11 protein-coding genes are annotated in these 11,985 nt (G+C 32.6%); 9 read left to right on the top strand and 2 right to left on the bottom strand.

The genetic code is table 11. The annotated features are described in order from the left end of the window. Positions 1-219: 219 nt before the first annotated feature. Positions 220-2,853 carry a valine--tRNA ligase gene (locus tag ACJAZK_RS05810; protein ID WP_415223060.1) on the bottom strand — a complete coding sequence of 878 codons (2,634 nt, stop codon included), beginning with the start codon at positions 2,851-2,853 and terminating at the stop codon, positions 220-222. Positions 2,854-3,039: 186 nt separating this feature from the next. Between ACJAZK_RS05810 and ACJAZK_RS05805 the strand changes: the two genes are divergently transcribed. Beyond that, complete coding sequence (locus tag ACJAZK_RS05805; protein WP_415223059.1) at positions 3,040-3,465, top strand: DUF1573 domain-containing protein; 426 nt, start codon at positions 3,040-3,042, stop codon at positions 3,463-3,465. A gap of 30 nt (positions 3,466-3,495) precedes the next feature. Here ACJAZK_RS05805 and ACJAZK_RS05800 read toward each other — a convergent pair whose 3' ends face one another. Then, positions 3,496-4,851: an aspartyl protease family protein gene (locus ACJAZK_RS05800; RefSeq protein WP_415223058.1), complete on the bottom strand. Its 1,356-nt coding sequence runs from the start codon at positions 4,849-4,851 to the stop codon at positions 3,496-3,498. Between the two features lie 108 nt (positions 4,852-4,959). Here ACJAZK_RS05800 and ACJAZK_RS05795 point away from each other — a divergent pair, with 108 nt between their 5' ends. From ACJAZK_RS05795 to ACJAZK_RS05760, 8 genes are all read left to right on the top strand, one after another. Continuing rightward, positions 4,960-6,150, top strand: coding sequence for a pyridoxal phosphate-dependent aminotransferase (locus ACJAZK_RS05795; RefSeq protein ID WP_415223057.1), 1,191 nt, complete (start codon positions 4,960-4,962; stop codon positions 6,148-6,150). Further along, positions 6,150-7,163, top strand: a complete 1,014-nt coding sequence (gene murB / locus ACJAZK_RS05790; protein WP_415223056.1) for a UDP-N-acetylmuramate dehydrogenase — start codon at positions 6,150-6,152, stop codon at positions 7,161-7,163. Before ACJAZK_RS05795 ends, murB begins: the two co-directional genes overlap by 1 nt. A gap of 234 nt (positions 7,164-7,397) precedes the next feature. Further along, a complete protein-coding gene (locus ACJAZK_RS05785) occupies positions 7,398-7,937 on the top strand; it encodes an RNA polymerase sigma factor (protein ID WP_415223055.1) in 540 nt (179 codons plus the stop codon). A gap of 2 nt (positions 7,938-7,939) precedes the next feature. Further along, on the top strand, positions 7,940-8,740 hold the full coding sequence (locus tag ACJAZK_RS05780) for an anti-sigma factor domain-containing protein (protein WP_415223054.1): 801 nt from the start codon (positions 7,940-7,942) through the stop codon (positions 8,738-8,740). Between the two features lie 126 nt (positions 8,741-8,866). Then, the gene (locus ACJAZK_RS05775; RefSeq protein WP_415223053.1) at positions 8,867-9,070 is read left to right on the top strand and encodes a membrane or secreted protein; all 204 of its coding nucleotides are present in this window, start codon (positions 8,867-8,869) and stop codon (positions 9,068-9,070) included. 6 nt (positions 9,071-9,076) lie between these two features. After that, positions 9,077-10,189 carry a glycosyltransferase gene (locus tag ACJAZK_RS05770; RefSeq protein WP_415223052.1) on the top strand — a complete coding sequence of 371 codons (1,113 nt, stop codon included), beginning with the start codon at positions 9,077-9,079 and terminating at the stop codon, positions 10,187-10,189. Further along, positions 10,180-10,728 carry an RNA polymerase sigma factor gene (locus ACJAZK_RS05765; protein WP_415223051.1) on the top strand — a complete coding sequence of 183 codons (549 nt, stop codon included), beginning with the start codon at positions 10,180-10,182 and terminating at the stop codon, positions 10,726-10,728. Before ACJAZK_RS05770 ends, ACJAZK_RS05765 begins: the two co-directional genes overlap by 10 nt. Next, a complete protein-coding gene (locus ACJAZK_RS05760) occupies positions 10,728-11,951 on the top strand; it encodes an Nramp family divalent metal transporter (protein WP_415223050.1) in 1,224 nt (407 codons plus the stop codon). The genes ACJAZK_RS05765 and ACJAZK_RS05760 overlap by 1 nt, the downstream gene beginning before the upstream one ends. The last annotated feature ends 34 nt before the right edge of the window (positions 11,952-11,985 follow it).

The raw sequence follows: 11,985 nt of genomic DNA, 5'->3' as shown, positions 1-11,985 counted from the left end.
TAATGTAGTCGAAATTGGCTAATTCAAACTAATTTAAATTTTCAATACATTTCTTTTACAATTTTTCTCTTTTCAATTAATCCATTGTTTCAGTGTAAATATAAATAGATTTTTACATATATTTTTATATATGTTCTTTATAATATGTATAAGTAATAATTATATAAAAAAAGGAGCTATAGTGTTTAGAGCTCCTTTCATATAGTTTATTCTTTAGTTTTATTTTAAACTAGCCAAACTACTTTTTATAGTCTCAATCATAGCCAAAGCATCTGCTTCTTTTTTCTTTTCTGACGTAACAACTTGCTCTGGAGCCCCAGCGACAAAACGCTCGTTTGAGAGTTTCTTTTGTACCGATTTTAAAAATCCTTCGGTATAATTCAACTCGTCAGTTAGTTTCTTAATCTCTGCCTCTACATCAATACTCCCTTCCATTGGGATAAAGTACTCATTAGATTTTACACGATACGTTAGCGCACCTTCAACAGCCTCTGTAACATATTCAAAACTATCTAAGTGACCTAGTTTAGAAATCACTTCATCAAACGTTGAAGCCACATTCTCATTATTTACTGCGGAAAAACCTATTGCATCCTTAAATGCAATATTCTTCTGTTTTCTAATATTACGTATTCCTGAAATAACGTCTGAAGCAAAATCAAATTCTAAAATTAACGCCTCATTTATTGGTTTAGCTTTAGGCCACTCTGCAATAATCAAAGCCTCTTCTGGAGAACGCTCTTTTAAATAATGCCAAATTTCTTCAGTTAAGAAAGGCATAAATGGATGCAATATTTTAAGAATATCTTCAAAAATTAAGTTTACACTTTCTAGAGTTTTGGAATCAATTGGCTGCTGATAAGATGGCTTAATTATTTCTAATAACCAAGAAGCAAAATCATCCCAAATCAACTTATAAGTAGCCATCAACGCATCACTTAATCTATATTTACTAAAGTGATCTTCAATTTCTGCCAGCGTTTGTTGAAACTTAGACTCAAACCACTCTATAGCTATTGCGCTAGAGTTTGGTTGGCTGATAGTCTCATCTACTTCCCAGCCTTGAACTAATCTAAAGGCATTCCATATCTTATTCGCAAATTGTTTTCCTTGCTGACATAAATCTTCATCAAACATTAAGTCATTTCCTGCTGCAGAACTTAATAATAAACCCACTCTAACTCCGTCGGCGCCATACTCTTCAATAAGCTTTAAAGCATCTGGCGAATTACCTAAAGACTTAGACATTTTACGTCGTTGCTTATCTCTTACTAATCCTGTAAGATAGACATTTTCAAACGGTCTTTCGTCTCTATACTCGTAACCCGCAACAATCATTCGTGCTACCCAAAAAAACAAAATGTCTGGTCCCGTTACTAAATCATTGGTTGGATAGTAGTATTTTATTTCCTCATTTTCTGGATTTCTAATTCCGTCAAAAACACTTATTGGCCATAACCATGAACTAAACCAAGTATCTAGTGCATCTGTGTCTTGACGCAAGCTATCTGCTGTAAGCTCCCGACTTTTAGACGCGACTCTTGCGAGCTTAACAGCTTCCTCAATATTTTCTGCAACGACGTAATCTTCTTTTCCGTCACCATAGAAATAAGCAGGAATTTGTTGCCCCCAAAGTAACTGTCTTGAAATATTCCAATCGCGAATATTCTCCATCCAGTGTCTATAAGTGTTTTCAAATTTCTTCGGAAACAGCTTCACTTCACCATTTTTTAAAACAGCATCAATAGCAGGCTTTGCTAAATCTTCCATCTTAAGGAACCATTGGTCGCTTAATCGAGGTTCTATGATTGCCTTTGTACGTTCAGACGTCCCCACTTTATTGACATGGTTTTCCGTTTTTATCAAAACACCAGAAGCTTCCAATTCTTTGGTCACTGCCTTTCTAACGACAAAGCGATCTTGTCCTTCAAAGTGCATTCCGAAACTATTCAAAGTTGCATCATCATTAAAAATATCAATCACCTCTAATTTGTGCTTATCTCCTAAAACCTTATCGTTTTCGTCGTGAGCCGGCGTAACTTTTAGGCAACCTGTTCCAAATTCAATATCAACATACTCATCTTCTATAATAGGAATAACCCTTCCGCAGATAGGAACAATCACTTTTTCACCTTTTAAATGTGTAAAACGTTCATCTGTTGGATTGATACAAATTGCAGTATCTCCAAAAATAGTCTCAGGACGGGTCGTCGCTATTGTTAATTTCTCATCACTCCCTTCTATTTTATATTCTAAGTAATAGAGCAATCCTTGTTTTTCAACATGAATAACCTCTTCATCAGACAAGGTAGTCTTAGCTTCTGGATCCCAATTAACCATGCGATACCCTCTGTAGATCAAACCCTTATTGTGCAAATCAACAAATACTTTTATTACAGCTTCACTCATATCTTCATCCATCGTAAACTTTGTACGATCCCAATCACATGAGCAACCTAACTTTTTTAGTTGTTCCAAAATGACACCTCCATACTCCTCTGTCCATTCCCAAGCATGTTTTAAAAATTCTTCACGAGATAAATCATTTTTATCAATGCCCAGAGCTTTTAACTTAGCCACAACTTTAGCCTCTGTAGCGATAGAAGCGTGGTCAGTTCCAGGAACCCAACATGCATTCTTTCCTTGCAAACGTGCACGACGAATAAGAACATCTTGAATAGTGTTGTTCAACATGTGCCCCATATGTAGTATACCTGTCACGTTTGGTGGCGGAATTACAATAGTATAAGGCTCTCTCTTATCTGGAGTAGAATGAAAATAATTATGGGACATCCAGTAGTTGTACCATTTACCTTCTACTGCTTGTGCTGAATATTTTGATGGAATTTCCATACTTTGGTATTGTTTTTGCTTTTAATTGACAAAAGTACTTATATTTCTTTTTTAGCGAAATGAATACTAGAAATAATGACCACTTAATTCGTAATTAATGTTAATTAAAAGGTTATACATCTAATTTATTTTGCCATATGCCAAAAAGTAAGTAATTTTGATCTTATCAATTTAAAACTTTAAATGATGAAAAAATTAGTAGCCATTTTATGTGTAGCTTTTATAAGCTTTGGGGTATTAGCTCAAGAGAAAGTAGCCAAAATAGAATTTAAAACAGACGTAATAGATTACGGAACAATAGAAAAAGGTTCTGATGGTGTGAGAATATTTGAATTCACCAATACAGGAAATGCACCTTTAATTATATCTAATGTAAAGTCAACCTGTGGTTGTACCGTGCCTAAAAAACCAGACGGCCCTATTTTACCGGGAGAAACTGGAAAGATTGAAGTTAAGTATGATACTAACAGAGTTAACCCAATTAGAAAAACAATTACAGTAACTTCTAATGCAGACACTCCTAATGTAGCTTTAAAGATTAAAGGTTTGGTTATAGATTCAAGCAAGACTAATGTTTTGGACAAAACTGAGAAAAGCGTAATGGAGCAGTAAAAATATTACACTTATATTACAAAGAACTCTCTAATTTGGGAGTTCTTTTTTTTTGAATACATCTTCTAATTGAAACTCTACATTTATAACTGTGTTACCTCGTTCTATTTTAAGCCTAATAGTTTTTCCAACTTTACCTCTAAAATAATGTGTTACCTCTTGTAATTTCAATTCATAGGCCTGCTTCCCGTTTATAGAAAGAAGGACATCACCTTCGAGTAAACCTGCTTTTTGAGCTGGTGAATTTTGTCTAACTTCAATAATAGTATATGCAGGTTTTAGACCTATACGATAAGATTTAACTGTAGAAATAGTGATGTTGTCTTCGTTTGATCGACCATAATTATCTACACTCTTATTTTTAACAGATTCTTTTACTAATCTAAAACCGTGTTGCTCCAAAACAATACCACTTCTATTATATTGAAATTCGGCATTGAAATTACCATTCTTTTTTAGAGTTAGCTTAGCACTCTTGTAATCAAAAATAACATTAAAACGCCTCAAAATTTCAGCAGACAAACTTCCATTTCTATCTTCTATTCTTTTAGCATGTTTAATTGCTGACGAGTCTGGAAAAGCTGCATTCACATTCTTTAATGTAAAATCTTTGAGCCTAAAAGCACTAATCTTAGAGCGCTTACCGTGAACATTACCACTCAACCCTCTTCCTAAAAAATCCTGAAAATAGTTATTGTTTTCAGCAGTAATACCAAGCTTATCGTCTTCAAAAAGCCATAAGGCGTCACTACTTCCCGTATCTATTAACAATTTCACAGGCAATATATCTTCACCTAAGGTGACTTCCCCATCAATATACGGTTTGTTATTATGAAAAGAGAGTCCAAACGTTTCACACTTCCTGCAAGATTTATAAGTGTAGCCTTCTCTCTTATTTAACTTAATGACTTTAGACTTGTAATTAATCTCTACTATAAAATCTTTAAATAAACTATAGCCAATAATACCATGAACAGGAATACCTAACCTAGGTGTGAAATTTATCTCTTGATCAAATACGACATAGACCTCCTGATTAACATTAACAGCATCACCAATTTTAAAAAAATTGTTTTTTGACCTTAAGGCTCTAACAGTTTCGCCTTCTCCAAGACCACGCAAAAATATAGTCTCCACATTGTTCATTTGAAGAGAATCTGTATTGGTGATATTAAATAATATTGGTTTACTTACACCTGTATCTAACAAAAAAGATAATTCGATACCATTAATTTCTATGGGCAACACAATAAGATTATTTATGAGTTTAAATTTAATCTTATCTCTTTGTTTTCCCGGTAAATTAAATTCACCTTGCGCAAAAGAAAAGGACATGCTCAAAAGCATAATCCAACTAAAGGAGCCTATTTTTCTAGTATTATTCATAAGTATAAATACCAAGTTACAACTCTTTATTTCATAGTTTGTTTTTTACCTTTGTTTTAAATAAACTTTAAGATTATTTTCAGAACTTTACATTCTTAAATCACAATTATGCCAAGAATTTCTAATAAGGGAGTTTCAATGCCAGAATCTCCAATACGTAAGCTAGTCCCTTTTGCTGAACAAGCATATAAAGAAGGAAAAACAGTTTATCATTTAAATATAGGTCAACCAGATATCAAAACACCTCAAGTCGCATTGGATGCCGTTAGAGTGCATTCATTAGATATTTTAGCTTACACGAGATCGGAAGGATCAGAGGGTTACCGTATTAAAATAGCAGATTACTACGCGAAAAACGATATTCATGTTAAACATGATGACATTATTGTAACCACAGGTGGTAGCGAAGCGCTTTTATTTGCCTTTGGTACCGTTATGGATGTAGATGATGAAGTTATAATTCCAGAACCGTTCTATGCAAATTATAACGGGTTCTCAACGGCCTCTGGTGTAAAAGTTGTTCCAGTAATTTCTAAAATTGAAGATAATTTCGCATTACCTCCTATTGAAGAGTTTGAAAAATTAATTACACCTAAAACGAAGGCTATTCTAATTTGCAATCCTGGGAATCCAACGGGTTATTTATATTCTAAAGAAGAAATAAAGAAATTAGCGCGTATCGTAAAAAAACATGATTTATTTTTAATTGCTGACGAAGTCTATAGAGAATTTACCTATGATGGAGCTACCCATTACTCAATTCTTCAAGAAGAAGGATTAGAAGATTATGCCATTATCATTGACTCCGTATCAAAAAGGTACAGCATGTGTGGGGCTCGTATTGGTTGCTTAGTATCAAAGAACAAAGAGGTTATTAAAACGGCTTTAAAATTTGCACAAGCGCGATTGAGCCCACCAACATTAGCACAAATAGCTAGTGAAGCAGCATTAGAAACTCCTCAAAGTTATTTTGATGATGTTATTGTAGAATATGAAGAAAGGCGTAACGTTTTAATTGAAGAGTTAAATAAAATTGAAGGCGTTCAAGTAGGTAACCCTAAAGGTGCTTTTTATTGTATCGCACAGTTACCAATTAAAAACAGTGATGCTTTTGCACAATGGCTATTAGAATCATTTCATTTGAATGGAGAAACAGTAATGGTAGCTCCTGCAGCAGGTTTTTATAGCACTCCTGGTGTTGGTTTAAACCAAATTAGAATCGCTTATGTTTTAAATGTAGACAGTTTAAGAAAGGCAGTAAATATTTTGAAAGAAGCATTAAAAGCATATAAAGACTAGTGCAAATTCAAAACGACATATCTTTAAAATCTTACAATACCTTTGGGATTGATGTCAAGGCAAAACACTTTGTATCGGTCAACTCGGTAGATGATCTAAAATCTATTTTCTCTTCGGAAAAATTTACACAGAAATTTATTTTAGGAGGAGGTAGCAATATGTTACTTACTAAAGATATAGCTGCGTTAGTAATTCATTTAAATATAAAAGGTAAAACTGTATTAGAGCAAACTGAAAATGACGTATTTATTAAATGTCAAGCTGGCGAAAACTGGCACGAGTTTGTCCTTTGGACCTTAAATCATAATTTTGGAGGATTAGAAAATTTATCATTAATTCCTGGAAATGTTGGCACCAGTCCAATTCAAAATATAGGTGCTTATGGTGTTGAATTAAAAGATACTTTTCACTCTTGTGACGCTCTAAATTTAAATACTTTAGACGTAGAAACATTCTCTAATATTGAATGTGAGTTTGGGTATCGAAATTCGATTTTTAAGCAACAAGTCAAGGACAGCTACATTATCTTGAATGTCACCTTTAAATTAACTACAAATAAGCATAAACTTTATACTAATTATGGAGCGATTACTTCAGAATTAGAAAACATGAATATCGATCAACCAACAATTCAAGATGTATCTAAAGCAGTAATTGCGATTAGAGAAAGTAAACTTCCAAACCCCAAAGAGATTGGGAATTGTGGAAGTTTTTTTAAAAATCCGGTAATTACAAAAAAAGAATTTTTGAAACTTCAGAAAAACTTCCCTGATGTACCTCATTATATAATTTCAAAAACCGAAACAAAAGTTCCTGCAGGTTGGCTTATAGAACAAGCTGGCTTTAAGGGGAAAACATTTGATACTTATGGTGTTCATAAAAAACAGGCTTTAGTACTCGTCAATTATGGTGGTGCAAGCGGAAAGGACATTCTAGAACTTTCAAAATTAATTCAAAAAACTATTCTAAGAATTTTTGGAATTCATATTGAAGCTGAAGTAAATATTTTATAAGAAAAAGTCTCAAGTTGATGAGGCTAATATTTACTATAGAATAGTATTGAGAATACCATTAATCAATTTTCCTTTTGGAAGAAAAAAATTCTATTCCATAAAAATTGTATGGTAATGGATTAAATTTTATTTTAGTATTATTTTACTAATTTTACCGTCTTAACACATAAACGATTGAAACCAAATTTTAAACGTTTCAAAATCTATTTTTAAAAAAAAATTAACTTATAATTTTTGAGCACTTCGTTAGAACAACAAATAGTAGAATTACTCGCAAATGGCGATAAAAAAGCACTTAATCTTCTTTATGAAAATTATTCAGACAGTCTATATGGTGTAATTTTAAAAGTAACTATTAACGAAGAATTAGCTCAAGATGCCCTTCAAGAAACATTTATCAAAGTCTGGAAAAATGCTAAAAAGTATGATTCAAAAAAAGCTAAATTATTTACGTGGCTATACAGAATAGCAAAAAATACTGCCATTGATAAATTAAGAAGTTTCAATAATAGATTTGAAAAAGAAGTCCAAATTAATAAATCAAACGTATATATTTTACCAACAGCAAATTTAAATCAAGATGTGATAGATCTAAAAGAGCATGTTGCCCGACTAGACATGAAATATCAAATCGTTTTGAAAGCCTTGTTTTTTGAAGGGATGACCCAACAAGAAGCTAGTGATGAGTTAGACATCCCATTAGGCACTATTAAGTCTAGATTAAAAATTGGACTGCGAGAACTTAAAAAAGTTTACGATCCAGAAAAAAAATAAAAATGGAAAAAAAATTACATACATTTTTTAAATCTGGTTTACTAGATAAATACATACTAGATGACATTTCTGCTTCAGATCGTCTAAAAGTAGAACATTATATTGACACTTACCAAGAAGTTAAAAGTGAGTATCTAAAACTGCAAGATCATCTTCAAATTTTGGCACAAGTTGATGCCGTAGAAACTCCTAAATTTATTTTAGACCAAATACTAAATGAAGTTAATGAAGATGCTACTGCTATAATTCAAATGGAGACTTTACATCGCAAAACCCCTTGGTATAGTATTGCTGCAAGCATTATAGCTTTACTTTTCGCTGGTGCTTCATATATGATGTATCAACAAAATAACGAGTTACGTAATGAAAATCAAGTTGTTGTAGATGAAATATTTGACTTACGAAGTGATATAGAAATCAACAATCAAAAACTTGATGATGTGATGCGTCAGTTTATGAAACTGAATAATCCTGAAACCGAAAAATATGTGTTCAGAGGAAATGCTCGCGCTAAAAACTTAAAAACTGTTGCCTACATCAATGCTGTTGAAAAGACATCCATGATTGATGTTGTGTCTTTACCACAATTAGGAGAAGATCAATTTTATGAAGTTTGGGCTCAAATGGAAGAAGATCTAGTTAGTCTTGGAGTTATAGATCCATCTGAAAGAAAGATGCAAAATTTACCTTATTTGGAAAATGCGCTTGGTTTAAGTATTAGAATTGGATCTAAGAAGGATAATAAAACAAATATAAACGACGAACCGGTTGCAGAAATTGAACTTAAAAGCAGGAATAATTAATAACAGTAAAAAAAAGCCACTTTTGAATTATTAAAAGTGGCTTTTTTAATTGTAATAACTTCAACTTGTTAATCTCTATGATAAAACATAGATAATCTTTACCTTTACAGAAATAAGTATACATAAATGAAACTCCTATTAATTACATTCATTCTTTTAAGTCTTGGTGTCGCAGGTATTGCAATTAAAATTTGGGCTAAAAAAGACGGAAAATTTGCTGGCACATGTGCTAGCCAAAACCCTATGCTCAATCAAGGAGGTGAAGCTTGTGGTTTCTGTGGGAAATCTGCTGACCAATTTGAAAACTGCGACGAACCTCAACACTCGTAATAGTTAATGATCATTTTTGAGGTTCTATTATACGCCTTTATTGTTATTGTTGTCGTCCAACTAGTGTTCTACGGCTTTATCTTCGGGAAATTTGCTGCGGCAAAACAAAGGAACGTCTCTAATTCCCACCAACCTGTTTCTATTATTATTTGTGCTAAAAATGAGGCTAAAAATTTAAAAAAAAACTTACCTCTTATACTATCTCAGTCTTATCCAACTTTTGAAGTTGTCCTTATAAATGATAGTTCTTCTGATAAAACTTTGAAAGTTATGGAAACTTTCAAAGACGATAATGAGCACATAAAAATTGTTAATGTACAACCGCTAGAAAAATTTTGGGGTAACAAAAAATATGCTTTAACATTAGGCATCAAAGCAGCAAAATATAATACTTTATTATTTACAGATGCCGATTGTAAACCAATGTCCAAACATTGGATCAATGAAATGAGTGCAAGGTTTGACCCTGAAAAAACCCTTGTTTTGGGTTATGGACCTTATCAAAAAGTAAAAGGATCGCTCCTTAATTTACTTATTAGGTTTGAAACATTCATGACAGCAGTTCAATATTTTTCATATACAAATATTGGATTGCCATATATGGCTGTAGGAAGAAATTTGGCCTACAGAAAAGAGCTATTTTTTGAAGCCAACGGTTTTATGAACCATATGAATATAAAATCTGGAGATGATGACTTATTCGTCAACCAAACAGCTACTCCAAAAAATACCGTAATTTGTATTTCAAAAAATAGTTTTACAGAGTCTATTCCGAAGAAAACATTCAAATCTTGGTTACTACAAAAAAGAAGACATATTAGCACAGCATCTCACTACAAGCTAAAACATAAAATACTGCTCTCTTTATTCTATTGTTCACAATTTCTCTTTTGGGCCTTGGCTATAATTATAATAAGTTTCTGCTATAAATGGGAATTAGTTTTAGGTTTAATATTCTTGCGCTTCATTATTCAATATACAACGCTATATTTTGCATCTGCAAAACTTGACGAAAAAAACTTACTCATTTACGCTCCAATCTTAGAATTCTTATTAGTTATTCTTCAATTCTTTATATTTATGCAAAATCTCTCATCAAAACCAAAACATTGGAAGTAAAAGACGCGATAGTAAAAGCTAAAAAGAATGACCAAGTTGCTTTTAATTTCTTATTAGATAGGTTTTGGAATACAGTTTTCGGGTTTCAATTAAAACGTACCGAAAACGAAAATGATGCAGAAGATATTACCATACAAACATTTTCAAAAGCGTTTGATAAAATTCATACTTATAATGAGGATTATGAGTTTAAAACATGGCTGGTTGCCATTTCCAAAAACATTCATATTGATTTAGTAAGAAAACAAAAATCAACTATTTCTAGTCAGTCTAATACAGATAAAGACAATGAGTATTACAGTATTATTGATAAATCGCCGTCACCTGAAGACAAACTCATCACCGAGCAGAATTTAGCTAAATTACTTCGTGATATCAAAAAACTAAAACCTCACTATCAAGAGGTTATTAATTTGAGATACTTTCAAGAATTAAGCTACAAAGAAATATCTGAGCAATTAGATGAGCCAATAAATAATGTAAAAGTGAAGCTTCTACGTGCGAAAAAGCTATTGGCAGCGATTATCAAGAAGGAATAATGACTTTTAATCTCAAAAAAATAGGTCCAGGTTTATTATTTGCAGGTGCTGCAATAGGTGTTTCGCATCTCGTGCAATCTACAAGAGCTGGGGCAGACTTTGGTTTTGGACTAATTTGGGCTCTAGTGCTAGTCAATATTTTTAAATATCCTTTTTTTCAATTTGGTCCTCGTTATGCCATGGCAACTGGAGAAACACTTCTCGAGGGTTATAAAAAACTAGGTAAAGGCATCTTAATTATTTACTTTATTCTCACATTTGCCACCATGTTTACAATCCAAACTGCAGTAACAATAGTGACTGCTGGATTAGCAACTTCTATTTTTGGCGATTTCATCTCTACAGAAATTTGGACAGTCATCATCCTGTCTATCTGTTTCTTTATACTAATTATAGGTAAGTACAGTTTTTTAGATAAACTCATCAAGTTTATTATTATCACATTAACAATTAGTACTGTCGCAGCCGTATTTTTTGCTTTTAAAAATTCAAACCAGACGTTATCTTTAACTCAGGTATTCCCAAGCACTTTGGAGTTTGGGTTCTTAATAGCATTCATGGGCTGGATGCCCGCACCTTTAGATATTTCAATTTGGCACTCTATTTGGGCTATAGAGAAACAAAAAACTGAAACAGATTATACGGTCAAATCAACACTTTTCGATTTTAACGTTGGCTACTTTACAACGATAGTCCTAGGTTTAGGCTTTTTAAGCTTAGGGGCTTTAGTTATGTATAATAGTGAAGAAGTTTTTAGTGGGAAAGCCGGCGAATTTTCTAATCAGTTAATTTCAATGTATACGAAAAGTTTAGGTAATTGGTCCTATGTTTTTATAGCTATTGCTGCGTTCACAACAATGTTTAGCACAACACTTACGACTCTTGACGCCTCGCCAAGAGCAATGGCAAAAACCACAGAACTTCTTTTTGGGAAAGTATTGAGACAACCCTATTTATTATGGATTTTAATCTTGATTTCAGGAACCATTCTAATATTCTTTTTCTTTAAGTCTGATATGATTTTTCTTATTAAATTAGCGACAGTTTTATCCTTCTTAACCGCACCTTTTTATGCGATAATTAATTACAGATTAATTAGTAGTAGGCATACGCCAAAAGAATCACAACCAAGCACTGCACTTCATATATTGAGTTGGTTAGGAATTCTTTTTTTAATAGGTTTTAGTATCTGGTATCTCACCACCCTAAATACATCTAATTAACTTTATACTTTGTATCTTTGCAATGCAATCTATA

The organism is Psychroserpens sp. (genome assembly GCF_047633235.1).
GTDB lineage: Bacteria > Bacteroidota > Bacteroidia > Flavobacteriales > Flavobacteriaceae > Psychroserpens.
This window is presented reverse-complemented; position numbering and strand designations above follow the sequence as displayed.